26 protein-coding genes, 1 tRNA gene and 1 pseudogene are annotated in these 26,942 nt (G+C 62.1%); 11 read left to right on the top strand and 17 right to left on the bottom strand.

Annotated elements, in window-relative coordinates:
• Positions 1 to 214 precede the first annotated feature (214 nt).
• Positions 215 to 299: transfer RNA gene (locus ABRA89_RS03765), tRNA-Leu, on the bottom strand.
• Positions 300 to 622: 323 nt separating this feature from the next.
• Between ABRA89_RS03765 and ABRA89_RS03760 the strand changes: the two genes are divergently transcribed.
• The gene (locus ABRA89_RS03760; protein WP_349940114.1) at positions 623 to 1,630 is read left to right on the top strand and encodes a complex I NDUFA9 subunit family protein; all 1,008 of its coding nucleotides are present in this window, start codon (positions 623 to 625) and stop codon (positions 1,628 to 1,630) included.
• Between the two features lie 33 nt (positions 1,631 to 1,663).
• Positions 1,664 to 2,422, top strand: coding sequence for a sulfite exporter TauE/SafE family protein (locus tag ABRA89_RS03755; RefSeq protein WP_349940113.1), 759 nt, complete (start codon positions 1,664 to 1,666; stop codon positions 2,420 to 2,422).
• Here the strand turns inward: ABRA89_RS03755 and ABRA89_RS03750 are convergent.
• Positions 2,412 to 3,332 carry an undecaprenyl-diphosphate phosphatase gene (locus tag ABRA89_RS03750; protein WP_349940112.1) on the bottom strand — a complete coding sequence of 307 codons (921 nt, stop codon included), beginning with the start codon at positions 3,330 to 3,332 and terminating at the stop codon, positions 2,412 to 2,414. The genes ABRA89_RS03755 and ABRA89_RS03750 overlap by 11 nt on opposite strands.
• Positions 3,333 to 3,581: 249 nt before the next feature.
• Here ABRA89_RS03750 and ABRA89_RS03745 point away from each other — a divergent pair, with 249 nt between their 5' ends.
• On the top strand, positions 3,582 to 4,274 hold the full coding sequence (locus ABRA89_RS03745) for a glutathione S-transferase family protein (protein WP_349940111.1): 693 nt from the start codon (positions 3,582 to 3,584) through the stop codon (positions 4,272 to 4,274).
• 1,281 nt (positions 4,275 to 5,555) lie between these two features.
• On the opposite strand, the pseudogene ABRA89_RS03740 reads toward ABRA89_RS03745, so the two are convergent.
• The 9 genes and pseudogenes from ABRA89_RS03740 to ABRA89_RS03700 all read right to left on the bottom strand — a co-directional run.
• Positions 5,556 to 6,776, bottom strand: a pseudogene (locus ABRA89_RS03740) (polyhydroxyalkanoate depolymerase); the annotation flags it as partial.
• A 94-nt stretch (positions 6,777 to 6,870) separates the two neighbouring features.
• A complete protein-coding gene (locus ABRA89_RS03735) occupies positions 6,871 to 7,425 on the bottom strand; it encodes a hypothetical protein (protein WP_349940110.1) in 555 nt (184 codons plus the stop codon).
• Positions 7,415 to 7,708, bottom strand: coding sequence for a DUF1330 domain-containing protein (locus ABRA89_RS03730; RefSeq protein ID WP_349940109.1), 294 nt, complete (start codon positions 7,706 to 7,708; stop codon positions 7,415 to 7,417). The genes ABRA89_RS03735 and ABRA89_RS03730 overlap by 11 nt, the downstream gene beginning before the upstream one ends.
• Positions 7,709 to 7,749: 41 nt before the next feature.
• The gene (gene pyrF / locus ABRA89_RS03725; RefSeq protein WP_349940312.1) at positions 7,750 to 8,436 is read right to left on the bottom strand and encodes an orotidine-5'-phosphate decarboxylase; all 687 of its coding nucleotides are present in this window, start codon (positions 8,434 to 8,436) and stop codon (positions 7,750 to 7,752) included.
• Positions 8,437 to 8,496: 60 nt separating this feature from the next.
• Positions 8,497 to 9,759, bottom strand: coding sequence for a PAS domain-containing protein (locus tag ABRA89_RS03720; RefSeq protein WP_349940108.1), 1,263 nt, complete (start codon positions 9,757 to 9,759; stop codon positions 8,497 to 8,499).
• Between the two features lie 315 nt (positions 9,760 to 10,074).
• Positions 10,075 to 12,990 carry a DNA polymerase I gene (gene polA, locus ABRA89_RS03715; RefSeq protein WP_349940107.1) on the bottom strand — a complete coding sequence of 972 codons (2,916 nt, stop codon included), beginning with the start codon at positions 12,988 to 12,990 and terminating at the stop codon, positions 10,075 to 10,077.
• A 100-nt stretch (positions 12,991 to 13,090) separates the two neighbouring features.
• Positions 13,091 to 13,402, bottom strand: a complete 312-nt coding sequence (locus ABRA89_RS03710) for a PilZ domain-containing protein (RefSeq protein WP_349940106.1) — start codon at positions 13,400 to 13,402, stop codon at positions 13,091 to 13,093.
• A gap of 191 nt (positions 13,403 to 13,593) precedes the next feature.
• The gene (locus tag ABRA89_RS03705; protein WP_349940105.1) at positions 13,594 to 13,983 is read right to left on the bottom strand and encodes an RcnB family protein; all 390 of its coding nucleotides are present in this window, start codon (positions 13,981 to 13,983) and stop codon (positions 13,594 to 13,596) included.
• A gap of 117 nt (positions 13,984 to 14,100) precedes the next feature.
• On the bottom strand, positions 14,101 to 15,315 hold the full coding sequence (locus ABRA89_RS03700; RefSeq protein ID WP_349940104.1) for an ROK family transcriptional regulator: 1,215 nt from the start codon (positions 15,313 to 15,315) through the stop codon (positions 14,101 to 14,103).
• Between the two features lie 314 nt (positions 15,316 to 15,629).
• Here ABRA89_RS03700 and ABRA89_RS03695 point away from each other — a divergent pair, with 314 nt between their 5' ends.
• From ABRA89_RS03695 to rimM, 4 genes are all read left to right on the top strand, one after another.
• Positions 15,630 to 16,601, top strand: a complete 972-nt coding sequence (locus ABRA89_RS03695; protein WP_349940311.1) for a sugar ABC transporter substrate-binding protein — start codon at positions 15,630 to 15,632, stop codon at positions 16,599 to 16,601.
• A gap of 204 nt (positions 16,602 to 16,805) precedes the next feature.
• Entirely contained in the window at positions 16,806 to 17,876 is a 1,071-nt protein-coding gene (locus ABRA89_RS03690; RefSeq protein ID WP_349940103.1) for an ABC transporter permease, read from the top strand.
• Positions 17,873 to 18,661: an ATP-binding cassette domain-containing protein gene (locus ABRA89_RS03685; protein WP_349940102.1), complete on the top strand. Its 789-nt coding sequence runs from the start codon at positions 17,873 to 17,875 to the stop codon at positions 18,659 to 18,661. The genes ABRA89_RS03690 and ABRA89_RS03685 overlap by 4 nt, the downstream gene beginning before the upstream one ends.
• A gap of 98 nt (positions 18,662 to 18,759) precedes the next feature.
• Entirely contained in the window at positions 18,760 to 19,317 is a 558-nt protein-coding gene (gene rimM, locus ABRA89_RS03680; protein ID WP_349940101.1) for a ribosome maturation factor RimM, read from the top strand.
• On the opposite strand, the gene ABRA89_RS03675 is transcribed toward rimM, so the two are convergent.
• The gene (locus ABRA89_RS03675; RefSeq protein WP_349940100.1) at positions 19,305 to 20,609 is read right to left on the bottom strand and encodes an MFS transporter; all 1,305 of its coding nucleotides are present in this window, start codon (positions 20,607 to 20,609) and stop codon (positions 19,305 to 19,307) included. The two genes, rimM and ABRA89_RS03675, sit on opposite strands and share 13 nt — an antisense overlap.
• Positions 20,610 to 20,737: 128 nt before the next feature.
• Positions 20,738 to 20,956 (bottom strand): DUF3072 domain-containing protein, encoded by a 219-nt coding sequence (locus ABRA89_RS03670; protein ID WP_349940099.1) that lies wholly within the window; start codon positions 20,954 to 20,956, stop codon positions 20,738 to 20,740.
• A gap of 252 nt (positions 20,957 to 21,208) precedes the next feature.
• Here ABRA89_RS03670 and ABRA89_RS03665 point away from each other — a divergent pair, with 252 nt between their 5' ends.
• Positions 21,209 to 21,613, top strand: a complete 405-nt coding sequence (locus ABRA89_RS03665) for a hypothetical protein (RefSeq protein WP_349940098.1) — start codon at positions 21,209 to 21,211, stop codon at positions 21,611 to 21,613.
• 108 nt (positions 21,614 to 21,721) lie between these two features.
• Positions 21,722 to 22,081, top strand: coding sequence for a hypothetical protein (locus tag ABRA89_RS03660; protein ID WP_349940097.1), 360 nt, complete (start codon positions 21,722 to 21,724; stop codon positions 22,079 to 22,081).
• Positions 22,082 to 22,107: 26 nt separating this feature from the next.
• Here ABRA89_RS03660 and ABRA89_RS03655 read toward each other — a convergent pair whose 3' ends face one another.
• The 4 genes from ABRA89_RS03655 to tsaD are packed head-to-tail and all read right to left on the bottom strand — an operon-like array spanning position 22,108 to position 24,978.
• Positions 22,108 to 22,545, bottom strand: coding sequence for an EVE domain-containing protein (locus ABRA89_RS03655; protein ID WP_349940096.1), 438 nt, complete (start codon positions 22,543 to 22,545; stop codon positions 22,108 to 22,110).
• 13 nt (positions 22,546 to 22,558) lie between these two features.
• Complete coding sequence (locus tag ABRA89_RS03650; protein ID WP_349940095.1) at positions 22,559 to 22,849, bottom strand: YciI family protein; 291 nt, start codon at positions 22,847 to 22,849, stop codon at positions 22,559 to 22,561.
• 36 nt (positions 22,850 to 22,885) lie between these two features.
• Positions 22,886 to 23,872 carry an NAD(P)H-dependent glycerol-3-phosphate dehydrogenase gene (locus tag ABRA89_RS03645; RefSeq protein ID WP_349940094.1) on the bottom strand — a complete coding sequence of 329 codons (987 nt, stop codon included), beginning with the start codon at positions 23,870 to 23,872 and terminating at the stop codon, positions 22,886 to 22,888.
• Positions 23,869 to 24,978: a tRNA (adenosine(37)-N6)-threonylcarbamoyltransferase complex transferase subunit TsaD gene (tsaD, locus tag ABRA89_RS03640; protein ID WP_349940093.1), complete on the bottom strand. Its 1,110-nt coding sequence runs from the start codon at positions 24,976 to 24,978 to the stop codon at positions 23,869 to 23,871. Before tsaD ends, ABRA89_RS03645 begins: the two co-directional genes overlap by 4 nt.
• A 213-nt stretch (positions 24,979 to 25,191) precedes the next feature.
• Between tsaD and hemC the strand changes: the two genes are divergently transcribed.
• A complete protein-coding gene (gene hemC / locus ABRA89_RS03635; RefSeq protein ID WP_349940092.1) occupies positions 25,192 to 26,142 on the top strand; it encodes a hydroxymethylbilane synthase in 951 nt (316 codons plus the stop codon).
• Positions 26,126 to 26,854 carry a uroporphyrinogen-III synthase gene (locus tag ABRA89_RS03630; RefSeq protein ID WP_349940091.1) on the top strand — a complete coding sequence of 243 codons (729 nt, stop codon included), beginning with the start codon at positions 26,126 to 26,128 and terminating at the stop codon, positions 26,852 to 26,854. The genes hemC and ABRA89_RS03630 overlap by 17 nt, the downstream gene beginning before the upstream one ends.
• Positions 26,855 to 26,942 lie beyond the last annotated feature (88 nt).

The following is a 26,942-nucleotide window of genomic DNA, read 5'->3' as shown; positions in this document are numbered from 1 at the left end:
GAAAGGGAGGTGAGGGGAGACTTGCTGCCGAAGGCATGGAGTCGCAAACCGCAGCCTGCCGGTCATCCCGGCAAGAGCGAACTGCAAGAACCCGGTCACGTACGTTCGGACTGCCTAGCGCGACCGCGTTTGGCCGCTTCCAGTCCGCCGGATCACGGATTTTTCAACCTGATCTGACGTATACGCTTAAAAATCAGAATCTTATGCGGATGACTGGTGCCCAGGAGAGGACTCGAACCTCCACGCCTCGCGGCACACGGACCTGAACCGTGCGCGTCTACCAATTCCGCCACCTGGGCTTCGGGGCGGAGCATTAGGGGCTGGCGCGCGGGCTGTCAACGCGGATTTAAACGCCGTTTGAAGATAGTTTTACGTTGGCGCTTTCTAGTGTTCGGCGCATGCGGATCGATGGGTCCCATGTCCGCAAGCGGGATATCGACAAAATGACACGCGCCGGGTTGATTGACCCGATCAATGCGGTCTTTCGACCCTTCCCCCTCTTCTAAGCTCTGGCGAAACCCATGTGGTACGCTATAGGTGTCGGACGATTCGAGACGGCCCGCAGCCCATATGCGGAAAGGGGTGCCGAGGCGGCCGTCACGACTACAAGGAGCGACGAGCGATGACGGTCGATACGGGAAAGACGGTGGTGGTGTTCGGCGGGTCCGGCTTCGTGGGCCGGTACGTGACGCAGGCCCTCGCCAAGCGCGGCCATCGGGTGCGCATCGCCTGCCGAAGGCCCGATCTCGCCTATCACGTGCTGACCGCCGGCAATATCGGCGCAATCCTGCCGATCCAGGCCAATCTGCGCTATCCGTGGTCGGTGGAGCGGGCTGTGAAGGGCGCCGATCACGTGGTCAATCTCGTCGGCATCCTTGCCGAAAGCGGCAAGCAGAGCTTCAATGGCCTGCAAGCGGAAGGTGCCCGGTTGATTGCGGAGGCCGCGAAGGCCGAAGGCATCAACATGACCCAGGTTTCGGCGATCGGCGCGGACGAGGGCTCGAAGTCGAAATACGCACGCTCTAAGGCAGCCGGCGAGAAAGCTGTTCTCGCGGCGCGCCCCGATGCCTATATCCTGCGCCCGTCGATCATCTTCGGTCCCGAGGACGAGTTCTTCAACCGCTTCGCCGAGATGTCACGCTTCTCGCCGGTCCTGCCGCTGCTTGGCGGCGGAAAGACGAAGTTCCAGCCGGTCTATGTGGTCGATGTCGCGGAAGCGGTGGCGAAGACGGTCGACGGTGAGGTCGCCGGCGGCAAGGTCTACGAACTCGGAGGGCCAGAGGTTTCGAGCTTCCGCCAGCTGATGGAAGAGATGCTTCGGGTGATCGACCGCAAGCGCCGCTTGGTGTCGATCCCGTTCTCGCTCGCGGGCTCGATCGCGAAGTATACGCAGTTCGTGCCGGGCGCTCCGCTGACGGTGGATCAGGTGAAGCAGCTGCAGACCGACAATATCGTCTCCGACGCGGCGGTTGCCGAGGGTCGGACGTTTGAGGCTTTCGGCATCCGCCCGCGTACGGTGGATTCGATCCTGCCGACCTATCTCGTCCGCTTCCGTCCGCAGGGCCAGTTCACGCGGCCCGTGCGCCATGCGGGCGGTCTCGACGCAGAAAATCAGGACGGTATTGTCTAAGGCAGAGGCAGCTTTTCCGGCTAGCGCGTGACAGTGGCCGAATGGCTTGCGCCCGATCTGCCGCTTTGGGCGAGCCTGGGCCTGATCGTCGCGAGCTTTTTCACCTCCGCGCTCACGGCGGCCTTCGCACTCGGCGGAGGCGTGACGCTGCTCGCCCTGATGAGCCTTGCCTTGCCGATCGCTGTGCTCATTCCTCTCCACGGCGTCGTTCAGTTTGCCTCCAATGCCGGACGGCTCGGCATTCAGCGGCGTTCGGTACGCTGGGACAAGGCGTTGCCCTTCATCCTCGGCGGGCTGATCGGCGCGGCGATAGGTGCCCGGACGGTGGTCACGCTGCCCGAGGAAATCCTGCGCCTCGTCCTCGGTAGCTTCATCCTCGCGACCATCTTCCTGAAGCTGCCTGCGCTCGGACGGCTCAGGAACTGGCAATACGCGCTCGCAGGCGCGATCAACACGTTTCTGTCGATGTTCATCGGGGCGAGCGGGCCACTCAACGCGGTGCTGTTCACCCGCGTCTTCGAGGACCGCAAGCAGGTCGTCGCGACCATGGCGGCGGTCACCGCGAGCCAGCACGCGCTGAAGGTCGCCGCGTTCCTGGCGGCTGGCGTCGTTCTCGGCCCTTATGCGCTTCTCGCCGGCGCCATGATCGCGACCGGCTTTCTCGGTACGCTTGCGGGAACACGGCTCTTGGATCGCCTCGACGAGAAGCTCTTCCGAAAACTGCTCGCGGTGACGCTGACCGTTCTCGCGGTCGAACTGATCCGTCGCGGGTTGTTCGGGCTTATTCGTTGATGCCGTAGCCGTCTTCCGGGGCCTCGTCGGGCACGGTGACCGGCGCTTCCTCGATCGCATAGCCATCTCCGGCACCGCCGGCTTCGGGGGCAACTGTCTCGTCCGGCGCGAAGGCGAAGATCAGGACGATCCCGAGAATGCCAACCACGATGCGCCAATAGGCGAAGGGTGCGAAGCCGTGCCGTGAGACGAAATCAAGAAGTTTCCGCACGACGAGAAGAGCTGCAAGGAAGGCGCAGACGAAGCCGATGGCGATCAGCCCGAAATCGTCTGCCGAGAGGGCGTCCCGATTCTTGAAGAGGTCGTAGACGACCGCGCCCAGCATGGTCGGCATGGCGAGAAAGAAGGAGAATTCCGCCGCGGAGCGCTTGTCGGTGCCCATCAGCAGCGAGCCGGCGATCGTCGCGCCGGAGCGTGAGGTGCCGGGGATCATGGCGAGGCACTGGAATATCCCGATCTTCAGGCAGAGCGAGAGGGGATAATCCATGATGTCGGTATAGCGGACCTCAAGCGGCATCTTGTCGATGACGAGAAGCAGGATGCCGCCGACGATGAGCGCGGCGCAGACGACAAGCGGCGTCTCGAAGAGAACCGTCTTGATGAAATCATGCGCCAGCACCCCGATAAAAGCCGCCGGCAGGAAGGCGATCAGGATACCAGCCACGAAGCGCCGGGTCTTGGCGCTCGAGGGCAGGGTGATGAAGAGCTGCCAGAGCTTGGCGAGATAGACGGTGAGGATCGCAAGGATCGCGCCCAGCTGGATGACGATCTCGAAGACGAAGCCGGTCGACTCGAAGCCGAGAAAGTGGCCGAGAAGCAGGATGTGCCCAGTTGAGGAGACCGGAATGAACTCGGTCAGGCCTTCGGTGATCCCCAGAATGACGGCGTCGAAAATTGAGCCGATATCCATTCGTAGTCCTTCAATTTCGCATCGCGAAGACGGTCCGCATCCGGCGCGCGCCGAATGATTCTGAACTGTCATGCCTCATTCGGCCTTGCCGCGTCCTGTCCTGCGGAAATCTTCACCGGGCGTTGACGCATTTCTGCAACCGTGCGCAAGCAGGCTTTCAGCCCGTAACTGCCGTGAAAGACATGAAAAACCCCCGTTCGGCCTGTCAGTACCTGCAAAATATTACCTGAATGCGATAGACCCCGCCCGATGCTGAAACTCTTCCACCACCCCATGTCCGCCACGTCGCGCTATGTCCGTCTTCTGGCTGGCGAGTACGGCGAGAAGCTCGATCTTGTCGAGGAACGGCCCTGGGAGCGTCGGCGCGAATTCCTGTCGATGAACCCGGCAGCGACGCTGCCGGTGCTGATCGAGGACGACGGGCCGCCGATCGTCGGCGGCGTCATCGTGGGCGAATACATCGACGAAACGCGCGGTGTCTTCTCGCGCGAAAAGCGGCTGATGCCGGAAAAGCCGGTGGAGCGAGCGGAAGTGCGACGTCTCACCGAATGGTTCGTCGAGAAGTTCGATCAGGAAGTGACGCGCTATCTCGTGCGCGAGCGGGTCTTCAAGCTCGAAATGCCCAAGGAGGACGGCGGTGGTTCGCCGGATGCCTCGGCAATCCGCGCCGCGCGCTCCAATTCCCGTCACCATCTGCGCTATGTCGGCTGGCTTGCGGAAAATCGCAACTGGCTGGCGGGCTCGCGCATGTCCCAGGCCGATCTTGCGGCTGCCGCAGCACTTTCCGTGCTCGATTATCTCGGTGAGATCCCGTGGGAGAACGAGCCGGCAGCGAAGGAATGGTACAGCCGCATCAAGTCGCGCCCGTCATTCAGACCTCTGCTCGCGGAGAAAGTGCGGGGCGTGCCGCCGGTGCGCCATTACGCCGATCTCGATTTTTAGACAGACATCCGCATCGGAGCTCTGAAAAGGAAACGCCCGGTCCGCAGTGAGCGGACCGGGCTTTTTTGTCCCAGTACTGATGCCGACGTTGTAGGCGCCTCAACTCTTGTTGCGGCCGCCCGGGGAGCGCCGCGAGCGCTGCCGAGTGCCCGTCCGCGGGGCGGATCGACCCGTCCGGGCGCTGGTCCGCTTTGCGGGAGATGAGGTGCTCGCCGCCTTGGCCGGCTCCTTCGCCTTCTCCGCAGCAGCGGGGGGCGGTGTCGATGCACCTGTGCCCGTGGCGGAAGGCTCGCTGGCCTTGGTCTCGGCTTTGGACGCCTCGGCGGTTTTGCTGCTGTTCGCGGTGTTCGGTTTCGCCGCAGTCTCGTTGGCCGTGGCTACCTTGTTGGGCTCAGCCGGCTTTGCTTCAGCGACCTTGCTTTCAGGAGCTTTTGCCTTTGCCTGATTTGGCTCGACGGATTTGCTGTCCAAAGGCTTGGTCGCTTCGCCGCTGGCTTTCGAAGCGGCGGCCTGCTTGCTCTCGTCAGCCTTGGCGGTCGCATTTTCTTCGGATGAAGGCTTTTTCGGCTCAGCCGATTTCGCTGCCGGAGTCGTGGCCGCCGTCCTGTCCTGCGGAGCCTTTACGTCGGCAGGCTTCGCCTCTGCAGCTGGACCTTTCGCATTGGCGGCTTTCGGCTCGCTTTTCACTTCCGACTTGGCGGGCTTCTCCGCCTTTGCTTCTGCCTTCGCTGGAGCCGGCTGTGTCTCCCCCTTTGAGGAGACATCCGCTGCGCCAGCGCTCGCCGTTTCCGATTTCACGGGAGCCTTCTTGGCATCCTTTGTTTCTGTCGGAGCGGCTTCTGCCTTCGGCGCGGTTTTGGAAGCCTCACTCTTGGATGGAGCAGCTTTGGCGGCTTCGCTCTTGGCCGGTTCCTGCTTGCCCTTCGCGGGCTCTTGCTTCACCGGTTCGGATTTCGCCTGAGCAGGCTTCGCCTCCGACTTCGCGGCCGCCGGTGCCTTGGAGGCTTCCGCAGCTTTCCTTGCCGGTTTCGCCTGCTTCATGGTCTCGGCGATCGCCTTCTCGGCGGGTTCGGCGAAGGCGCGCATCATGCGCTCGCCGGCAGCGAAGGGATTGCTCTCGAACATCAGCGGATCGGCAATGCCGGTCTCGCCTCCCGCACCGAGGGACTGGCCGAGTGTCGCCGCTTTGGCGCGGCGTTCGGCGAAGGCGCCGAAATTGCGGCCCTCGCGCTTCGTGATCTCGGTCTTCTTCGGCAGCGCGGCGGAGCCGTGCGTCGTGCCATGGGTCAGTGCGAAATCGATGATCCGGGGCACGATCTCGGCCCGGAAGCGCGAGCCGTTGAAGACGCCGTAATGGCCCACCATCGGCTGCACGTAATGGACCCGCATCTCTTCCGGAATGTTCGGGCAGATGTCCTGCGCGGCTTCGGTCTGGCCGACACCGGAAATGTCGTCGTTCTCGCCTTCGACCGTCAGAAGGGCGACACGTTTGATCGCCGTGAGGTCGATGGTCTCGCCGTTGAACTTCATCTCGCCCTTGGGGAGCGAGTGCTTGATGAACACTTCTTCGACGGTCTGAAGGTAGAACTCCGCCGTCATGTCCATCACGGCGTTGTACTCGTCGTAGAAGGTGCGGTGCTTCTCTGCGGAGTCGCCGTCGTCCTTCACGAGGTGCCAGAAGAAATCCTTGTGCGCCATCATGTGGCGGTCGAGATTCATCGACATGAAGCCGGTGAGCTGCAGGAAGCCCGGATAGACGCGCCGGCGGAAGCCCGGCTGCGGGAAGGGCACCGTCATGATGACATTCTCGCGGAACCAGTCGATGCCCTTTTCCTCGGCAAGCCGGTTCACGGCCGTCGGATTGACGCGGGTGTCGATCGGGCCGCCCATCAGCGTCATCGTCGCCGGATAGCAGTCGTCCTGGTGCTTCTCCATGTGGGCGACGGCCATCATTACCGGCACGGAGGGCTGGCAGACGCCCAGAACGTGGCTGTCGGGACCGAGGAAGTGCAGAAAATCGATGACATACTGTGTGTAGTCGTCGAGATCGAACTTGCCGTCTTCGACGGGAACCTCGCGAGCGTCCTTCCAGTCGGTAATATAGACGTCGGCGTAGGGCAGCAGCGCTTCCACCGTGCCGCGCAGAAGCGTCGCGTGATGGCCCGAAAGCGGTGCGACGATCAGGAAACGCGGGTCGGATTTCCTATCCTTCGGCAGCTGTCGCTCGAAGTGCAGAAGCTGGCAGAACGGCTTGTCGACGACGATCTTTTCTTCCACCGGAACATGGGTGTGACCCACAACTGTTTCGTCGATACCGAATTCCGGCTTCGAATAGACGCGGGTCGTACGCTCGAACAATTCCGCGCCGGCGGCGATCGCTCGACCGAAGGTCGTGCGCGCTGCGGGATTCAGCGGGTTCTGGTAAGCGATCCGGGTCGCGTCGGCCGCAGCGCGTAGCGGCGCGAGCATCGCCTGGTTCCACTCGTAAAAGTAATACAACATGGGGTCGGTTTACGTCCTCTTTGTGTTGTTCTTACCAGAATATGGTGCAGCGCACAAATATCGGGTCCAGCAGTTCGGCTGACGCTGCGAAGACTCAAAGCCATTTCAGCACAACAACTTGGCTTTCTCCGTCACCGTCGCGAGCGGAAGCGCGCCGTTTCTCGTTCAACCATGCAGGCAGGTCGGCTTCCGGTATCTTGACGAAGCCATGATTAACGTAAAATGCGGCATCGCAATACGCATCTTCCGCCAAGGCGTGTCCAAGTGCACGATAGAAGAACCAGTGTGCGCGCTCTGCAACGGCTTTAAGCAGTGCGCCGGCTAATTGATGACCGTTTTCGGCACCGGGATCGACCGTGAGTTCCGACAGCCAATAGAGATCGTTTTCGGCCGCCGCTGCGGCGTACGCCAACGGTTCGCCGCTTTTCTTGTCAACGGCCACGAAGATCTCGTGCGCCAGAAGATAACGCGTGAATGCGTGTATATCGGGCTTATCGCCGGTGCCGATACTTTCGGCTTGGGCATTCTTAAGGATCGTCAGAAGCGCCGGCACCTCGCCCGGCTCCATCATGCGGATGGCGTAGCCTTTCGGTGCCAAACCCTTGAACGCCTTGCGTCCGTTCTTCCGTGGTTTCCGGCTATCCGTCATGCCCCTCGACGATGAACAGGTCGGCATCGGCGATGGCCTGCCTTATCTTGGCTGCCTTCTGGTATTGCGGGCTTTCGTAGCAGGCCCGCGCCCTTTCGACGCTGTCGAATTCGATGACGACATTGCGGGGGCGTGCCTCGCCTTCCATCGGCGTCACTTCACCGCCGCGTACCACAAAGCGCCCGCCGAACTCGGCGAAAGCGGGCCCCGCGGTTTCGACGTAGTCCTTGTAGCGATCGGGATCACGGACATCGACGCTGGCGATCCAGTAACCTTTTGGCATGTCCGCTTTTCCTTGGAGCAGTCGCTTTGTTTCGCTTCGCTTTACGCCGCCGCGCTCATCTCGGCAAGGATCGCCCTCGCGGCGCCGAGGGGATCGGGAGCGGCGATGATGGGACGCGCGACGACGAGATGGGACGCTCCGGCCTGAAGCGCATCCCCTGGCGTGACCACGCGTTTCTGATCCCCGCTCTCGGCACCAGAGGGGCGGATGCCGGGTGTTACAAGCGCCATGTCCGGGCCAATGATCTCGCGGATAGACGGGGCTTCGGCGGCCGATGCGACGAGGCCGCCGATACCAATCTCGCTGGCCGCTTTTGCGCGATCCGCCACGAGAGTTTCGACATTGGCCGAATATCCCGCTTCCCTGAGATCACCGTCATCCAGGGCCGTCAGCACAGTGACGCCGAGGACGAGAAGGTTGCTGCCCTTCGCCGCCTCTGCGGCGGCGCGCATTGCGTGTGGATAGGCATGGACCGTCAACATCGAAGCGCCGAGGGTGAGTGCGCTTTCGACGCCTTTCGCGACAGTGTTCGGAATATCGAGAAGTTTCAGGTCGAGAAAGACCGACTTGCCGGCAGCAGAGAGTTCACTCACCAGCGGAAGGCCTCCGGCATAGGCTAGCTGGTAGCCTATCTTGTAGGTCGACACCGTATCACCAAGCGTCTCGATCAATCGCACCGCTTCATCGCGGGTCGAGACGTCGAGACCTACGATGAGCCGGTCGCGCATATCTTTATCGGTCAAACTCGAAAAACTCCGGCATCGAGAGAAATTGCCGGCTGAGACTCATCAGGAATCGGCAGGAATGTCCACGGTTACTGTGGTGCCGACCGTATCGGAGTTGACGTCGAGCTTTGCGTTGAGACCGCGTACCAGCGACATCACGATACGACCGCCGAGACCGCCCGCCTGGGCGTCCTTCTCGCCGCTTTCTCTCGCTTCGTCCCGGCGGGCCTCTTCGGTTAAAGCGCCGCCCTTGGTCTTCTCGGCAGGGATCCGTTCGCTCCTCCCCATGCCGAACGAAGACGCAATTTGCCGTGCTTCGTTTCCGCCCTCATCTTCCTCGACTTCCTTGCGGGTATCCTCCACAGCCTTCTGAATCGACTCGCGATCGAGCTCGCGTGGAGGCTTCTTCGCATTATACGGCCAGTTGTCGTTCTCCTTCAGACCGACTCCGTCATCGACGACGGTCAGGCGGATCACGCCGGAAGAAAGCATCTTCAGCCTTGCCTCGACGAGGCCTTCCTGGCGGCCTTCGAAAGCGTGCTTCAGCGCATTGGTGAGAAGCTCGGAGAACAGGAGGCCAATCCGGGCCGCGCGGTCGACCTTCAAAGTGATGGCGTCGCAGTCGACGTTAATCCGAACCGACCGGCGGCCGTCGAGATGGCCGATCGTGGAAGCGATCCGGCTGACATAGGCACCGAGCGGGATCATCTCAGAGTTCGACGAGCCGACACCGGCATCCGTCATTTCCTGATAAAGAAGCTGAAGGCTCTCGATGCGGCGGGCAAGGGCAGAGAAGCTTTCTTCGCTCGTCTTCACCCGCGCCTGCATGCGGATCATGCCGATGATCATCGACAGATGGTTCTTCACCCGGTGCTGTATCTCGCCAAGCGCCGTATCGGAGCGCTTGTTCGTGGGAGTATCTTGCTCCACCGTCAGATCGCGCTGGACGCCCAGGAAGCATTGCAGATTGTTCTGATCGTCGTAGAGCGGCGTGATCATCAGCTTGTTGAGGAACTTCGTCCCGTCAGCGCGATAGTTCTGGATTTCGACGGTGATGTCTTCCTCGTCACGCAAAGCCGCGCCGATCCTGCGGACCTGCTCCGCATCGGTCGCCTCGCCCTGCAGAAAACGGCAGTTCCGCCCGATGATCGCGCCAGCGGAATAGCCGGTGATCGTTTCGAACGCCCGGTTGGCGTAGATGATCGGATTGTCATCGAGATGCGGATTGGTCAGCACAAGAGCCAACGGAAGCTTGGAGAGCGCCGCGGTGCTCATGCCGCTCGGCATCGAGAACCCATCCCGTTCGTTGATCTCCCGTTGATCCATCAACATCCTCTATCGAGCCTGACGGCAATCTGCCGCAGCGCTACCACCGTTGCCACAGGTTTGGCAGGTCGCCAACATGGGGTCATAGGTCGGCGTAACACGCTGTTTAGAAACATTGTAAACATGCGTCGCAATCGCAAGTGTCTGAAAAGACAGGAAATGCTTTCCTGGCCCAAGAGTGCGGGAAATTCGCCTTCAATCACAGCTTTGGTCGACTTTCGAACATCGAGTCCGCTCACGTCGAAAGCCGGTACCAAGTGGTTGATGCGACTGAAGATACCCTTATTGATTGCAATCAAGGGTAGCTGGCCTGGCTCAGTGAGCCTCCTCCCAGTTCGACGCTGCCTTGGCTTCGACCTCAAGAGGCACGGACAATGTGACGCGGGGCCCGGCGGCGGCCTCCATAATATTAGTCACGACTTCAACTGTCTGATCGATCTCGTCCTCCTCGACCTCGAAGACGAGTTCATCATGAACCTGAAGCAACATCATCGCCGAGAGATTCGCCTCGGCAAGCGCATCTTCCATCTGCACCATGGCGCGGCGGATGACGTCGGCCGCCGTGCCCTGGATCGGTGCGTTGATCGCGGCGCGCTCGTTGAAGGAGCGGATCTGCGGGTTCTTGGCGGTGATATCGGGATAATGCGCGCGCCGCCCGAAGAGCGTTTCCACATAACCATGCTTTTTCGCGAACGCCTTGGTGTCCTCCATGTAGTCGCGAATGCCGGGGAAGCGCTCGAAATACTTCTTGATGTACTGGCCGGCTTCCTCGCGCGGGATCGCCAGCTGATTGGCGAGCCCGAAGGCCGAAATGCCGTAGATGATTCCGAAATTGATGGCCTTGGCACGTCGACGCACCGATGGCTCCATGCCTTCCACCGGCACGTTGAACATCTCGGATGCCGTCATGGCATGGATGTCGACGCCGTTCTGGAAGGCGTCCTTCAGCTGCGGAATGTCTGCGATATGCGCGAGGATGCGGAGTTCAATCTGCGAATAGTCGGCTGACAGCAGCTTCTTGCCCTTCGGCGCGACGAAGGCGGTGCGGATGGCGCGGCCCTCTTCCGTGCGAACCGGAATGTTCTGAAGGTTTGGCTCCGAGGATGAGAGCCGGCCCGTCGTCGTCGAGGCCATGGAGAAGGACGTATGGATGCGTCCGTTCGCATCCATGTGATGAGGCAGGGTGTCGGTGTAGGTGCCCTTGAGCTTGGTCAGCTGGCGCCAGTCGACGACACGGCGTGGCAGGTCGTGGCCTTCTGCGGCAAGGTCCTCCAGCACCCGCGCATCGGTCGACCACTGGCCGCTCTTGGTCTTCTTGCCGCCGGGCAGGCCGAGCTTCCCGAACAGAATTTCGCCGAGCTGCTTGGGGCTTCCGGGATTGAACTCTTCGCCCGCCATCTTGGCGATCTCGTCTTCGAGCGCGGCCTGCTTCTGGGCGAAATTGCCCGACAGCCGCGAGAGGATCTGCCGGTCGACCATGATGCCGCGCTGTTCCATCCGGGCGAGCACCGGGGCGAGGGGGCGTTCCAGCCGCTCGTAAACATGGGCAAGGCCTTCGGCCGCAAGGCGCGGCTTCAGCACCTTCCAGAGCCGCAGCGTGACGTCCGCATCTTCGGCCGCGTATTCCGTCACCCGGTCGATCTCGACCGCCGCGATCGGCTTTGCGTTGCGGCCGGTTCCGCAGAGCTCTTTGTAGGAAATCGGCTTGTGACCGAGCCATCTTTCCGAAAGCTCGTCCATGCCATGCCCCGAAAGTCCTGACGATGCGTCGAGCGCATAGGAAATCAGCATCGTATCGTCGATGGGCGTCATCGCGATGCCGTGCTGGAGCATGACCAGCAGATCGTATTTGACGTTCTGACCGATCTTCAGGACGCTTTTGTCCTCAAGAACATCCTTCAGGGCCTTGAGTGCTTCGTCCATCGGGATCTGCCCACCCAGGGCCTCGGCGCTTTCCGGATCGCTGAGGAGATCGGCATCGGCGGCGACATGGCCGAGCGGCACATAGGCCGCTTCTCCAGGAGTGATCGCGATTGAGACGCCGACGAGGTCGCCCTTGTAGGCCGAGAGTTCGCTCGTCTCGGTATCGAAAGCCATCACGCCCTTGTCACGAGCGCGGTCCAGCCATTTCTCCAGCGTATCGACATCGCGGATCGTGACATAGGCGGAGCGGTCGATCGTTTGTCCGGCCGCTTCGTCCTTCAGTTTCGCCGCGAGGCGCTGGGGCGTTGCCGGGAAGATCGTATCGCCCGGCGTCTCCTCGGGCTCAAAAGCGTCGAGATCCGGTCCACGCGGCGCATCCTCGATGTCGAGTTTGGCGCTTTCCACCTCGCTCGCATCGGTTTCGAGCGCCGCCGCGACGCGCCGGGTGAGAGTGGTAAACTCCATCGCCTTCAGGAACGAAACGAGCTTTTCGCCGTCCGGCTCGTGGATGAAGAGGTCGTCGAGCGGCGTATCGAGCGGCGTTTCACAGTCGAGCGTGACGAGCTTCTTCGACAGCCGCGCCTGATCGGCAAACTCGATCAGGTTCTCGCGCCGCTTGTTCTGCTTGATCTCGGAAGCCCGTTCCAGCAGCTCTTCGAGCGTGCCGTATTCCTCCAGCAGCTGCGAGGCGGTCTTCGGGCCGATGCCTGGCACGCCCGGCACGTTGTCTGAGGTATCGCCGACGAGCGCCTGAAGATCGATCATCTTCTCCGGATAGACGCCGAATTTCTCCCTCACTTCCTCGGGTCCGAGGCGCTTATCTTTCATCTGATCGTAGAGAATGACGTTCGGCCCGACGAGCTGCATCAGGTCCTTGTCGGAAGAGACGATGGTTACGTCGCCGCCGGCTTCCACAGCCTGCATGGCATAGGTCGCGATCAGGTCGTCGGCCTCGTAGCCTTCCTTCTCGATGCAGGGCAGGTCGAAGGCGCGCACGGCATCCCGGATCAGCCCGAATTGTGGCCTCAGATCCTCCGGCGGCTCCTCGCGGTTGGCCTTGTACTCGGAGTAGAGCTCATTGCGGAACGTCGTCGAGGAATAGTCGAAGATCACCGCGAAATGGGTCGGCACGGCGCCCACATTGGTATCGCGTGATTCCTCGACCAGCTTCCACAGCATGTTGCAGAAACCGGAGACGGCACCGACTGGCAGGCCGTCCGATTTCCGCGTCAGCGGTGGCAGCGCGTGATAGGCCCGAAAGATGTAAGCCGAGCCGTCGACGAGGAAGAGATGATCACCCTTTTTCATGGGGTGAGAGGTAGCTTGGCGAGGATGGAGAGTCCATCGAGATCATGTGGATGTCATGGACCAGCGCGAAAGTCGCGATCCATCCTCGTCAGATGAAATGTCAGGCGTCCCGAAGCAGCCCCGAAAGCCTGCCGGGGACCGGATCGTCGGAAGGACGGGAGCCGGGCGTGAAGCTCAGGCCGAACCGGTCGAAGCTTCTCCACACCACCTTCGCACTGCGCGTCTTGCCGTCATCTCGATCGAAACGGACGATAACATTTTCTCCCGGCAGACTTTCCCGCAGCGTCGTGATCTCGAAACCGCCGTCCGAGATGCTGCGCAGGCGCACGTGCTGAGGGGCGGATGTCAGGTCGCCCACGATCTGAGCCGAAAGGCATACGCGGCGGCGCGGTTTCTGACGACGTTCCAGCATCTTATGCGTCCCTGATCGCTTCGATGACTACTACCCTAGAGAGACGGAACGTCAGCGCAACCAGACGGTGTCGTGGCGGTTAATATGTAAATCTGTACCGACACTCGACGCCGCATCCTTGAACCGAAAAAGCCGGCCACTGCGACGATCAGCGACCGGCTCCAATCCCAATCAGGTGCAGGACATGCCGATCAGCGGGCGGATGCGATGATGCTCGCGATGACGCCGGTCGCGGCCGAAATCAGCAGGTATTCGTTGTCGACGCGAACCCAGCGCTGGCCATCGTGCGGACGGCCAAGGCCGTGGCTGCGCCAGTCCGAAACGACGTGGCCGCGATAGGCTGAGGGCAGAGCGCGACCGCGATGCCAACGCCGTTCCACGCGACGCTCATGCCGTGCGTCCCGGCGATCACGACGGACTTCCCGCCTGAACTCGCGGCGCTCTTTGCGGATGTCGTTACGATAGTGGCGCGACTCGGCGTGTCGGCTCGGATCGGCAAAGGCCGGAGCCGTCGTGGCGACCGGCAGAGCCGTGGCGAGGCTGAGGGCGACTGCCATGGATTTGATGAACGAGCGGGGCATTCCTGAACTCCTGAATCCCGAGATCGATGATGATCCCTTCCACGATCAGAAATTCAGAAGATGCCGGGACGATCCATTACGAAATGTATCGTTCAGTATCGCAAGATAATGAAAGGTCTAGCTTCTCTCCGCATAGGGTACCCGCTGGTCGAGCAGGAAGCGCGCAAAGAGCGGCAGGCTGGCGGCGCCCAGAACCCGCGCGCTCGGTCCGACTGTGCCGGCCCTCAGTTCCACAGGCGAAAGCCCCTTGTGATTGAGGCCCTCGAACTTCTCGCGCGTCTCCTCGATCAGCCGTGAGAGCACAGGCCGGGGCAGGGCACCGTCAATGACGGCTGCCTCGAAATCGTAAACCGCGCTTGCGGAGAGTGTGGCATAGGCAAGCCCATGGGCGGCTTCGTCGATCCAGCGATCGAGGACATCGCCGAGCCCGTCCCACGCCGCTTCGTCGCCGACGATCGCCGTCGGATCACCGCCTGCATCGCGAATCAGGTTTTCGAGCTTGTTGACCGAGGCAAATTCGATCAGCTGGCCCGCACCGCCACTCTCTCGCGGTATGGGTAGTGAACCGAGTGCGCCGGCATTGTCGAGCCGGCCTGGTATCAGGTCGCCATTGATGACGATGCCGCCGCCGGCGAAAGCGCCGACAAAGAAATAGACGAAATCGGCGCAATCGGCCCCACCGAACACGTTTTCCGCTGCGCAGGCGCCCGTCGCGTCGTTCGCGACGAAGACGGAGAGCCCGGTGCGTTCACCAAGGTCGGTCTCCGCTACGAAATCGCGCCAGGGCGCCATTTCCTCTTCGGGAGCGCCGATCTCGGCTGCCCAGGACCAGAGCTCGAAGGGCATTGCGACGCCGAGCCCGGTGATCCGTTCCTGCAGATGAGGTTCGATTTCCGCCGTCAGTTCACGATGGGCCTCTTCGACGAAGCGGCAGATTTCGGAAACCTTCGGATAGTTGTAGCGCTCCACACGGCTCAGCCGGATCTTGCCCACGAAATCCATCATGACGAGTTCGCTCGAGCGCCGGCCGATCTTCAGACCGAAGGAGAGAGCCCCCTCCGGATTGAGCCGCATGGGCACGGAGGGCTGGCCGACGCGGCCGCGCCTTGGCTCGTCGCGCACGACGAGCTTCTCCTGCTCCAGCGAGCGCATGATGACCGAAGCGGTTTGCGCCGACAGCCCGGTACTGCGCGCGATGTCGGCTTTTGCCATCTCGCCACGGCGGCGAATCAGCGACAGAACCGCGCGTTCGTTATGAGCTCTTAGGCCCGACTGATTCGATCCGCGGGCCCTGCCGTCGAGGGCTTGTCCCTCCGTGGAGATATCCGACATCCTAAGTCTCCCTTCGGTTCGGCATTGTATAGCCGTCTCCGATAGAGCATGCTCTGTCAAAAAGCATGCTCTCACCGGGTTCAAAATGCCCGGAAAATGGCACGCGCACAATAAATAACTTTTCATGAATTATATATTGACAGCCGCCTGGGTTCGGTGTTCTTTTCGTTAGAACGCTCGCGCCAGGGAGGTCGGGCGGCACCGGTTTAAGGCCTTCCAAAGGCCGTGCCGACTATCATCACAGGGAGGATTTTCACGTGACATTCCGCACGCTTCTCGGGACGACTGCGCTCGTCGCGGCCGCCGCTTTCGCAATGCCCGCGGCCGCGCAAGACGGCAGCACCAAGGCCTGCCTCATCACGAAGACCGACACCAACCCGTTCTTCGTCAAGATGAAGGAAGGTGCGACGGCCAAGGCTGAAGAGCTCGGCGTTCAACTCTCCACTTATGCGGGCCGGGTCGATGGGGACCACGAGACTCAGGTTCAGGCGGTCGAAAGCTGCATCGCGGCTGGCGCCAGCGGTATCCTGATCGCCGCATCCGACACCAAGGCGATCACCGAAGTCGTTCAGCAGGCGCGTGACAACGGCATTCTCGTCATCGCCCTCGACACGCCGCTCGAGCCGATCGACGCGGCCGACGCAACCTTTGCGACGGATAACTTCAAGGCCGGCGAACTCATCGGCCAGTGGGCCAAGGCCACGCTCGGCGATGAAGCCGAGAACGCCAAGATCGCCATGCTCGATCTCTCGCCGGCCGCCCCGTCGGTCGACGTCCTGCGCGACCAGGGCTTCCTTCAGGGCTTCGGCATCGAAGTCAAGGACGAAAACACGATTGGCGACGAGGACGATCCGCGCATCGTCGGCCACGACGTGACATCGGGCAACGAGGAAGGCGGCCGCAGCGCGATGGAAAGCCTGCTTCAGCAGGACCCGAACATCAACGTCGTCTACACGATCAACGAGCCGGCCGCGGCCGGCGCCTACGAAGCGCTCAAGTCGTTCGGCAAGGAAGAGGGCGTCCTCATCGTCTCGGTCGACGGCGGCTGCCCTGGCGTCCAGAACGTGCAGGACGGCGTCATCGGCGCGACCTCGCAGCAGTACCCGCTCGATATGGCGTCCAAGGGCGTCGAAGCGATCGCACAGTACGCCGAGGATAAGTCCGTTCCAGAGCCCTCCGAGGGCCTCGATTTCTTCAACACGGGCGTCAATCTCGTGACGGACGCGCCGGTCGACGGTGTCGAGTCGATTTCGGTCGAGGAAGGTCTCGACCGCTGCTGGGGCTGATATTGGGCTTCATGCAGAACGGCAGGCCCGTGTCGACCATTTGATCTAGCCGTCGCGCGCCTTTCCAGGGCGCGCGGGGGTGAAAATGGATCGTCCCTGGTCACCGGTGCCGCCGATGCCCCCGGCAAGCTGACATCTTGATACCTATCAATTTCGTCGACTTGCCGGGCGGACATCCTCAATCTTTTCGGAGATCCGATCGTCATGAGCGAAACCAGCGGCAAGGGAGCTGACTACGAAGCCTCCCTGAACGACAGCGACACTTCGGTCGCGGCCTTCGAACTGAAACACAGGGGCGCCCTCGGCAACACCCAGCACTTTCTGCACGGCAATCCGACGATGGTTCCGGTCATCGTTCTGGTCATGTCCGTGGTGGTGTTCGGCCTCGTTTCGCCGAACTTCTTCTCCGCCTTCAACCTGTCGCTGATCATGCAGCAGGTGGCGATCGTCGGCATTCTTGCCGCCGCGCAGAGCCTCGTCATCCTCACCGCCGGCATCGATCTTTCGGTCGCAGCCGTCATGATGATGATCTCGGTCATCATGGGCCGCCTCTCCGTCGAACTCGGCATGCCCGTCCCGATCTCGATCGTGATCGGCCTTCTCTGCGGCGCCGGCACCGGCGCGCTTAACGGCGTGCTCGTCACCAAGGTCAAGCTGCCGCCCTTCATCACGACGCTCGGCACCTGGAACATCTTCCTGGCGCTCAATTACTATTTCTCGAACCGCGAGACCATCCGCTCCCAGACGCTGGATGCCGATGCGCCGCTCCTGAAACTCTTCGGCGAGCGGTTCAACCTCGGCGGTGCCGTGCTTACCTGGGGCGTCGTCCTCATGGTCGTGATCTTCGGCGCTCTCTGGTTCGTGCTCAATCGCACCGCCTTCGGCCGCCACATCTACGCGATCGGCGACGACAAGGAGGCGGCGGATCTTTCGGGTATTCGCACCGACCGAACGCTGATTGCCGTCTACGTTCTGTCGGGCGTTATCTGCGCCATTGCGGCATGGGCATCGATCGGCCGCGTCGGATCGATCTCGCCGCAATCCTTCTTCGAGGCGAACCTTGAATCGATCACCGCTGTGGTGATCGGCGGCATCTCGCTCTTCGGCGGCCGTGGCTCAATTCTCGGCCCGCTGATCGGCGCCATCATTGTCGGCGTTTTCAATTCCGGCCTCCGCCTCGCCGGCGTCGATGTCCTGTGGCAGCTCTTCGCCACGGGCTGGCTGATCATCGTGGCGGTGGCAATCGACCAATGGATCCGGAGGATCTCGGCATGAGTGAGAAATCCACCCCGGTCCTGCAGGGACGCGGCATCGTCAAGCATTACGGCCGCGTCACCGCCATCGACCGCTCCGACTTCGATCTTTATCCCGGCGAGATTCTCGCCGTGATCGGCGACAACGGCGCTGGCAAGTCATCCCTGATCAAGGCCGTGTCCGGCGCCGTGGTGCCGGATGAGGGCGAGATCAAGCTGAACGGCAAGCCCGTGAAGTTCACCTCGCCGATCGAGGCGCGGGAAGCCGGCATCGAGACGGTCTACCAGCAGCTTGCCCTGTCGCCGGCGCTGTCGATCGCCGACAACATGTTCCTCGGTCGGGAAATCCGGAAGCAGGGGTTTCTCGGCAAGTATCTTCGCATGCTCGATCGGGACCAGATGGAAAAGATCGCACGCGAAAAGCTCAACGATCTCGGCCTGATGACCATTCAGAGCATCAGCCAGGCCGTAGAGACGCTTTCGGGCGGCCAGCGTCAGGGCGTCGCCGTCGCTCGAGCTGCGGCCTTTGGTTCGAAGGTCATCATTCTCGACGAGCCGACGGCAGCGCTCGGCGTCAAGGAAAGCCGCAAGGTGCTGGAGCTGATCCAGGATGTCCGCTCGCGCGGCATGCCGATCGTGCTCATCTCGCACAATATGCCCCATGTATTCGAGATCGCAGATCGCATCCACGTCCATCGGCTCGGCAAGCGTCTCTGCGTCATTGATCCAAAGCAGGCCTCGATGAACGATGCGGTCGCGCTGATGACCGGCGCGAAGAAGCCCGAAGCTTCGATGGAAGCAGCCTGAGCCGGATTCCGGCTTTGACGCCGTATTGCGAATGATTATGGAGAAGGCCCTGCCATCCGGCGGGGCTTTTTCTTGGCGCGCATTCCGGTCGGTTCTCAATGAAGCTTGAAAATCCCGTTCTCCTCGGCATCGTCGGCGGCGCTCATGGCGTGCGCGGTGAGGTGCGGGTGAAATCCTACACCGAGGAGCCGACCGATCTTGGCGCCTACGGTCCGCTGGAGGACGAAAAGGGCAACCGGTACACCGTAAAGTCGGCTCGAGCGCAGAAGACCGTCGTGGTCGTAAAGTTCGACGAGGTGAACGACCGCAATCACGCCGAACGGCTCAACGGCCGCGAGCTCTTCGTCGAGCGCGCCTTGCTGCCGGAACCGGAAGAGCGTGACGAGTTCTATCTAGACGATCTGGAAGGGCTGGCAGTCGAGACCGTGTCCGGCGAGGCGGTCGGCATCGTGGTCGCGGTCCACAACTTCGGGGCCGGCGACATTCTGGAGGTCGCACCGGAGGAGGGGGCGACGCTGATGATCCCGTTTTCCGAAACCGCCGTGCCGGAACTCGATCTCGAAGCCGGTGTGTTAAGGGTCGATCCGCTCGCCGCAGGTCTCGTCGAAAGCCCGGATGACGATGACGCCGAGGACGAGGCCAATCAGCCCTCCTGAACCTCTTCAAGACGCGCCGCGACAAAAACCGCAGCAAGACAGAACGCGGCGAAGGCGCCGAGCACAAAGCTCGAACCCAGCTGATCGGCGAGGAAGCCGAAAGCGCCCATGACGAGGAGCACGATGCCGATCATCGTGTTCGAGACTGCCGTGTAGACGGCCCTGTCCTCAGCCTTCGCCATGTCTGTGAGATGGATTTTCCGACCCTGCCGTACGCCCTGATAGGAGAGCATCAGCAGGAAGAGCGCGAAGGGCGCGGCAAGCGGCCACCAGTCTCGCGCGCTTTCGATCATTGCGATCGCCGCAGAAGCGGCCAGCACGACGAAGCCTGCAATGGCGGAATAGATCAGCACCCTCCGGCTCGATCGATCCGACAGCGAACCCCAGACATAGGAGCCGAGGATCGCGGCGATCGAGGAGGCGAGCACGAAGCTGCCGAGCGTGCCCAGCGCGCGGTCGCCATTCTCGCCCGCCGAGAGAAGCAGATAGGGCGGGGCGAGGGCCGTCACCGTCAGCAAGGCACGCGTGATGACGAAGAGCCGAAACTGCTGGTCCTCCCATGCTTGCCGACCGTAAGTCTTGATGGCCTTGAACCCGTTCTCGGCACCTTCATTGGCCCCGGCAACCTCGACCAGCAGGGTAAAGGAGAATGCTGCGATAGCGAAAAGCGCGCCACCGACGCCGAGACCAACGAGAAGCACCGTCTGTTCCAGTGGCAGGATATCGAGCGCGAGCGCTCCGCCATAGGCGAGTACGACGGCGGCTGCGACCGATCCCGCCATCCCGGTGATCGACCCGCGCTTGGTCTTCGAGACCGTCTTGCCCAGAACGTCCTTGTAGGACACCGAGGCAAGCGAACGGCCAAGCGCAAAGATCGCCAGAAGCCCAGCGACCGACCATCCGGCTGCGGCTCCCTCCAGCGCGAGGAGGCAGGCGACCATCGCGAAGATCGCCGCCGCTTCGATCGCGCTCCCGAGCGCCCAGACCCATTTTCGCTGCTTCAGCTGACGCACTCGATGTGCGACGAAAATTTGCGGTAACAGCGCCAGCGACTCGCGGATCGGAACCAGAAGGCCAATAGCGGCGCCCGGCGCCCCAACCGATTGCAGAAGCCAGGGCAGGATCAGCTTTGGATCGAGAAGCCCATCGCCCGATTTCGTCGCTGTGAGGCTGAGGAGATGGAGCCCGGCATTCTGCGGCTGATCCCGGCAAGCGTCTTCGGGAATGTCCTTGCAGACCCGATTTTCCTCGTCCTCGAAAAACAGATCACCGACATTGCCGACCAGGCTCATGAGCCAGACTCCTTGCATCCAATGGCAAAGAGTCTGGAATGCTTCTAATTTCCTTCAAGAGAGGCAAGCACGGTGCGAGCCCTTGCCGCAGCGTTTACATCATCGGTCGGGACGAACGCTCATGGCTGTTACTCGCCATCGACGCGGTTGCTCACCGTTTGCAGCTTGTCGATCATGATCGAGGCATTCGCCTTGTCGAGCGTCTCGTCGAACGGCGTCCCGGTCTCTTCGCACAGCGTCTTCAGATAGGACGCCTGCGCGCCCGTCATCGGCTCGTTTCCGGTGGTCCAATCCTCTGGATCTTTCTCGGCATTGGACGGGGCATCGACCTTCGGTGCATCGGACATTGTGAGACTCCAAACTCGTTTCGATTGTTCATGAAATGTTCTGAAAGCGGCGAGGTTCCCGAACCGAAACTGTCAAATTGACGCGTTTTCTATCGGGTCGATTTACCGACCTTCCGAAAATGAATGTCGTGTCATCTCAATAGTCCGGCACGGTAGCAATATCTTTGGGTTTTCGGCACGAGACTTTATGACATGGTGCTACAAGCAGACCCATACCCCGGAAGCGAGACGGATCCGGCAGATGTTCTCCGTTTGGCGGAAGAATATCGGTCGTCCGCTAAGGCTCTGGTCAAGCTCGGGCGATTTGGCGGATCAATCACTGGAGCCCCATTTCGTCTCGCCGCGATCCACGCGATCGAGCTTTATCTCAATGTCTGGTTGCTGCTCGATGGTATCGAACCGTCTGTCATCCGCGGTCTTCACCACGACTTCGCCAAGCGCACGGAGCTCGTTCTGAAATCCGATCTGAGGCTGCGCCTTAAAACAGTCCAGCATCTGATCGCCCTCTCCGAGCGACGCGAATATATTGTCGCCCGGTACGCGCCGGAACAGCTGATGACGCTCACTCAACCCAATCGCCTTCAGGCAACGCTCGAAGAGGTCGCTCGGAAAGTGAAGCAGCGAGCTACGGCCGGAGCGAAGACGGCTGCGGCATGATGCCAGTGTAGGGAACGCCGGGCCTCGCCAATTCGCCGTTCCGCCCGAGGTGAGTGTGCACACCCAATCGGCGATGCGACAATCGCCTTGCTCACCCAGGAGACATCCATGCGTCTTTCGATACTTGCAACAACCGCGTCCATCCTCGCATTCTCAGTCCCGGCTTTCGCCCAGTCGTCGGCCGAGGACATCCGCGAAGCACTCGTCGGCAACACTTTCCAGGGCAGCATGGGAAGCAGTGAATACAGCAGCTATTTCGGTGAGGACGGCACCTATGCCGACGCCACCACCACGGGGACGTACGAAATCACCGAAGACGGCGTCTGCTATCCGGAAACGGACTACGGCTGCTATCAGGCCGAAATCGAGGGCGACCAACTCGAATGGTTCAAAGACGGTGAGAGCGAGGGCACCGGCACGATCGTCGAAGGCAATCCGATGGAATTTGGCGAGAACAGCGAAGGCTGAGCCCTCCCTTGGCGAGGGCGGTCAGTCTAGCCGCCCATCGCCTTCTTCGGATCAACGCCGCCCATTTCGCAGACGAGCTTGAATTCGGCTTCCTCGACAGGCTGGACCGAGAGGCGCGAATTGTTGACGAGCACCATGTCCTTCAGGCGCTCCTCGTTCTTCACCTGATCGAGGCTTACCGGGTTCGGCACGTCCATCACGGCCTTGATGTCGACGCACTCCCACTTGTCGCTATCGGCCTTTGAGTCCGGGTGCGCCTCGGCGATCACCTCGACGATGCCGACAACCTCCTTGCCCTCGTTCGAATGGTAGAAGAAACCGCGGTCGCCGACCTTCATCTCGCGCATGAAGTTGCGGGCCTGATAGTTGCGCACGCCGTCCCATTCCTGGCCGGCATCGCCCTTTTCCTTCTGCTGCTCGAAGGACCATTTGAACGGTTCGGATTTGAACAGCCAGTATCGCATGCGGAACGGTTCCTTACGATCCGGTGGTGGTGTTGAACGCAAGCCTGAACGGCCGGACGGTCACGCTGTCGAACAGCCCGGCATGGCCATAAGGGTCGCGGCCGGCGATCGCTTCTGCTTCTGCCTGGTCCGCCGCTTCGATCACGACGAGGCTGCCGCAGGGATCGCCGTTCTCGCTCAGGAACGGGCCTGCGAAGATCAGTGTCTTGCCGAGTCCGTTCAGGTAGTCGACATGCTCCGGGCGCGTCGACTGGCGGAGCTCCACGCTGTTCGGCTTGTCTTCGCAGATAATGGCAAATTGCATCGGGGTTCTCCTCACCGAAAAATATCGGCCGAAGCGTTACGCGCTCTCGACTTCCCGGCGCAAGGGGCGCGACAGGAGCGCCAGCATCGCGTCGTCGACGGATATCTCGCCATCGAGGATTTCCGCAATCGCCTGAACGATCGGTGCTTCGATGTGATGCTCGCGCGCCAGATGGGCCGCGATGCCAGCCGAATAGACGCCTTCGGCAAGCTTCAGGTTTGTGCGGTCGACCCCGCGGCCCAAAGCGACCCCGTAGGCGAAATTGCGCGATTGTTCACTGGAGCAGGTCAGGATGAGATCGCCGAGACCGGAAAGCCCCATCAGGGTCTGCGGTTGGCCGCCGAACGCATCGCCGAGCCGGCGCAGCTCGACGAATCCGCGTGTGACGATCGCGGCCTTCGCCGATTCGCCGAGCCCTCGGCCGATCGCCATTCCGGCGGCGAGCGCGAGAACGTTCTTCAACGCGCCGCCCGCTTCGACCCCCGCCACATCGTCGCTCGCATAGCAGCGGAACGTGCCCGTCGATAAAAGTTCTGCAGCCTCGTCGGCAAGCTCGATCGACTGGGCCGCGACCGTCACGGCGGTGGGCAGGCCGTTCGCGACATCGGCCGCGAAGCTCGGTCCGGACAACACCGCAAGCGGATTGTCCGGGAAGCGTTCGGCGATGATGGTCGAGGCGAACCGCCCGCTCCGGCGCTCGATCCCTTTGGCGCAGAGCACGAGCATCGCCCGAGCGGGGATGAGATTGGCGTAGGTCTCGGCGGCCCCGCCAAGCGATTGCGCGGGTACGACGAAGAGCACAGCCTCTGCGCCGCTCAACGCCTCTTCAGCATCGTGGGTCGCCGTGAGGGAGGGCGGCAGAACGACCTCCGGCAGATAGGCCACGTTGCGTCGCGTCTCGTTCATCTCGGCCATGCCCTCGGCATCGCGGCCTAGCAGGACGACATCGTGTCCAGCCCGCGCATAAAGGCTTGCAAGCGCGGTGCCCCAGGCGCCCGCTCCAATGACCGTCAGACGGCTCACGCCTTTGCTCCCCTGCGGCCATAGCCGATCAGCGGCTGTGCCGCCTGATCCAGCGGCCAGCGGGAGCGCACTGGCGTATCGAGCGGATCAGCGATCCCCGCTTCGAAGCGTTCAAGCCCTGCATAGGCGATCATCGCGCCGTTGTCGGTGCAGAGCCGCAGCGGTGGCGCGACAAGAGTGAAACCGGCGTTTCGTGCGCAGGTTTCGAGCGCCCCTCGGATCGTCTGATTGGCTGCGACACCACCCGCGACGGCGATCGTGGGTGTCGCGATGTTCGGCAGATGCTCGCGGAAGCGCGCGAAGGCGCGGACCATGCGGTCGGCGATCGTGTCGGCGCAGGCGGCCTGAAAGCTCGCCGCGAGGTCGCTCACGTCCTGCTGGCTTAGCGGCGCGCTCTTCTCGGCCGCCTGCCGCACGGCCGTCTTCAGGCCGGAGAAGGAAAAGTCGAGCCGCGCCTCTCCGCGCATAGGCCGGGGGAAGGGGAAGCGCTTGGGATCGCCCCTCTCGGCGGCGCGCTCCACCATGGGTCCGCCCGGATGGCCGAGGTTCAAAAGCTTGGCCGTCTTGTCGAATGCTTCACCCAATGCATCATCGATGGTCGTACCCCAGCGTTCGTAATCGCCAAGCCCGCGCACCAGCACGATCTGCGTGTGGCCGCCGGAGACGAGCAGCATCAGATAGGGATAGGCGAGATCGTCGGTCAGCCGGGGCGTCAGCGCGTGTCCTTCGAGGTGGTTGATCGCAATGAAGGGAACGCCGCGCGCATGGGCAATGGCTTTTGCCGTCACCGAGCCGACGATGAGCCCGCCTATCAAGCCGGGACCGGCTGTCGCGGCGATCGCCGAAACCTCCGAAAGCGAAATGTCCGCCTCGTCGAGCGCAGCCGTCACGATGCCGTCGAGCGCTTCGGCATGTGCGCGCGCGGCGATCTCCGGCACGACGCCGCCATAGGCGGCATGGTCCTCGATCTGGCTGTAGACGATGTTCGACAGGATCACCGGCGCGCCCTGTTCGTCGCGCGTTACGACCGCCGCCGCCGTCTCGTCGCAGCTCGTCTCGATGCCCAGAATAACGGGGCATGTCTTCGATCGAATTGCGCTGTTCATTGGCCGTGCCGCTCCTCTTGCCGCGACCTTTTGGCAGGTCGTGCCGCTTCTGGGAAGCCCTTTCCCCGCTCCCAGCCCCGTGGACGGCCATCGACAAAAGGCGCTGCAAACGTTGCCACATCGGGCCCGCGATGCGATTGAGTCCGGAGATGTTCGGGACGTTGCCGAACAGATCGACGTCGGAAACCTTGAGCACGCGGGAGCGGAGACGAAATGGCGCAAGCGGACAGGATCATCCGGATCGGCACACGCGGCAGTCCGCTCGCGCTGGCCCAGGCAAGCGAGGTCCGCGCCCGACTGATCGCCGCCCATGGCCTCACCGAGGAGGATTTCGCGATCGAGGTGATCTCGACCTCGGGAGACCAGATTCTCGACCGGCCGCTTTCGGAAGTCGGCGGTAAGGGCCTTTTCACGAAAGAGATCGAGGCCGCGCTGCTCGAAGACCGGATCGATCTCGCGGTCCATTCGTCCAAGGACATGGCGACCGCTCTGCCGGACGGTCTCAAGATCACCGCCTTCCTCGAACGCGAGGATGTGCGCGACGCCTTCATCGGGCGCGATGTGAAGACCCTTTCCGATCTCCCCGAAGGCGCGACCGTCGGCTCGGCCTCGCTGCGCCGGCAGGCGCTGATCAAGCGGCTACGGCCCGACCTCAACACCATCATTTTCCGGGGAAACGTCCAGACACGGCTGCGCAAGCTTGGAGAGGGGCAGGCCGATGCGACACTGCTCGCGCTCGCCGGTCTCAACCGCATGGATATGCAACATCACGCGACGGACATCCTCGCCCCCGAAGATTTCCCGCCTGCACCGGGACAGGGCGCGATCTGCATCGAAAGTCGGGAGGGTGATGAGCGGATCGCTGAGTTGGTCTCGGCCATCGCCCATGATGAAACCTCGACGGCGCTCCATGCCGAGCGGGCCTTTCTTCGGGTGCTCGACGGCTCTTGCCGCACGCCGATCGCCGCGCGAGCCGTTCTGAACGGCGGTGGCCGGATCACCTTTCACGGCATGATTCTCAGACCCGACGGCACCGAAGTGCACGAGGCCCACGACGAAGGCGATGCGGATGATGCCATCGTCATCGGCGAACGCGCCGCGCGCACCGTTCTCGAAGCGGCAGGACCCAACTTCTTCGACGGCTGGGGTGAGCCCCAGCCATGAGCCGGCGCTGATGGCGCGGGTGCTCGTCCTTCGCGAAGAAGGCGCGGCCGAGCGGACGGCTGATCAGCTGCGCGCTCTCGGGCACGAGCCGCTTCTTCTTCCACTCGAGGCGGTGATCCGACTGGACAACGAACTGCCGGTGTCATCGTTCGATGGCTTCGTGGTGACGAGCGCTCAGGCCGTCCCCGCATTGGCGGAGGCTTTCGCGGATGACGCGCGGCCGGTCTTTGCCGTCGGAGAAGCGACAGGAGAGGCCCTCGAATCGGCCGGTTTTTCCAATGTCCAAGTGGGGTCTGGGAAGGCCGCTTCGCTTCCCTGTCTCGTTGAGAGCATTCTTGGTGCGCCTGCGGACGGAACGCGGCTGCTTTACGCCGCCGGGCGAAACCGATCGGGCTCACTCGAAGAGGCCGTCGCCGGCACCTCGCTCAGCCTGTCGACGTGGGAAGTCTACGACATTGTTCGCCGCGTTCCCGACCTTGCAGACCTCGATCAAAGTCTTGGCGATACAGGGGGCGATGCTGCATTGATTCTGTCGCAAGCTCAGGCAGCTGCCTTTGCGGACTGTGTCATGCCCTATCTTGGCGCCAAAGCCGAGACATTACGGCTTCTCTGTCTGTCCGAACGAATCGCTGAGGCTCTGCCCTCCGACTTGCGGTCACGCGTAGAGATTTCCGGTGAACCGAAGCTCGCCTCGCTTTTCGAACGGCTTTAAAGGCCTAGTTCCAGAAATATGCGAGGGCAAACTTGCGCTCGGTGTGTGAATGGGTGACGAATTGGCGACAACGAATTTTGCCGGCTAC

Source organism: Fulvimarina thalattae (genome assembly GCF_040239565.1).
Lineage (GTDB): Bacteria > Pseudomonadota > Alphaproteobacteria > Rhizobiales > Rhizobiaceae > Fulvimarina.
This window is presented reverse-complemented; position numbering and strand designations above follow the sequence as displayed.

Bases quoted from the DNA above. Each gene is read 5' to 3' on its own strand.
- ABRA89_RS03695 (WP_349940311.1), top strand. From the start codon at position 15,630: ATGCCCGCGGCCGCGCAAGACGGCAGCACCAAGGCCTGCCTCATCACG.
- ABRA89_RS03710 (WP_349940106.1), bottom strand. From the start codon at position 13,402: ATGCTGGAACGTCGTCAGAAACCGCGCCGCCGCGTATGCCTTTCGGCT.
- ABRA89_RS03685 (WP_349940102.1), top strand. From the start codon at position 17,873: ATGAGTGAGAAATCCACCCCGGTCCTGCAGGGACGCGGCATCGTCAAG.
- ABRA89_RS03745 (WP_349940111.1), top strand. From the start codon at position 3,582: ATGCTGAAACTCTTCCACCACCCCATGTCCGCCACGTCGCGCTATGTC.
- polA (WP_349940107.1), bottom strand. From the start codon at position 12,990: ATGAAAAAGGGTGATCATCTCTTCCTCGTCGACGGCTCGGCTTACATC.
- pyrF (WP_349940312.1), bottom strand. From the start codon at position 8,436: ATGCGCGACCGGCTCATCGTAGGTCTCGACGTCTCGACCCGCGATGAA.
- ABRA89_RS03660 (WP_349940097.1), top strand. From the start codon at position 21,722: ATGCGTCTTTCGATACTTGCAACAACCGCGTCCATCCTCGCATTCTCA.
- ABRA89_RS03735 (WP_349940110.1), bottom strand. From the start codon at position 7,425: ATGACGGATAGCCGGAAACCACGGAAGAACGGACGCAAGGCGTTCAAG.
- ABRA89_RS03760 (WP_349940114.1), top strand. From the start codon at position 623: ATGACGGTCGATACGGGAAAGACGGTGGTGGTGTTCGGCGGGTCCGGC.
- tsaD (WP_349940093.1), bottom strand. From the start codon at position 24,978: ATGAACAGCGCAATTCGATCGAAGACATGCCCCGTTATTCTGGGCATC.
- ABRA89_RS03690 (WP_349940103.1), top strand. From the start codon at position 16,806: ATGAGCGAAACCAGCGGCAAGGGAGCTGACTACGAAGCCTCCCTGAAC.
- hemC (WP_349940092.1), top strand. From the start codon at position 25,192: ATGGCGCAAGCGGACAGGATCATCCGGATCGGCACACGCGGCAGTCCG.
- ABRA89_RS03705 (WP_349940105.1), bottom strand. From the start codon at position 13,983: ATGCCCCGCTCGTTCATCAAATCCATGGCAGTCGCCCTCAGCCTCGCC.
- ABRA89_RS03700 (WP_349940104.1), bottom strand. From the start codon at position 15,315: ATGTCGGATATCTCCACGGAGGGACAAGCCCTCGACGGCAGGGCCCGC.
- ABRA89_RS03650 (WP_349940095.1), bottom strand. From the start codon at position 22,849: ATGCAATTTGCCATTATCTGCGAAGACAAGCCGAACAGCGTGGAGCTC.
- ABRA89_RS03720 (WP_349940108.1), bottom strand. From the start codon at position 9,759: ATGGATCAACGGGAGATCAACGAACGGGATGGGTTCTCGATGCCGAGC.
- ABRA89_RS03670 (WP_349940099.1), bottom strand. From the start codon at position 20,956: ATGTCCGATGCACCGAAGGTCGATGCCCCGTCCAATGCCGAGAAAGAT.
- ABRA89_RS03675 (WP_349940100.1), bottom strand. From the start codon at position 20,609: ATGAGCCTGGTCGGCAATGTCGGTGATCTGTTTTTCGAGGACGAGGAA.
- ABRA89_RS03750 (WP_349940112.1), bottom strand. From the start codon at position 3,332: ATGGATATCGGCTCAATTTTCGACGCCGTCATTCTGGGGATCACCGAA.
- rimM (WP_349940101.1), top strand. From the start codon at position 18,760: ATGAAGCTTGAAAATCCCGTTCTCCTCGGCATCGTCGGCGGCGCTCAT.
- ABRA89_RS03655 (WP_349940096.1), bottom strand. From the start codon at position 22,545: ATGCGATACTGGCTGTTCAAATCCGAACCGTTCAAATGGTCCTTCGAG.
- ABRA89_RS03730 (WP_349940109.1), bottom strand. From the start codon at position 7,708: ATGCCAAAAGGTTACTGGATCGCCAGCGTCGATGTCCGTGATCCCGAT.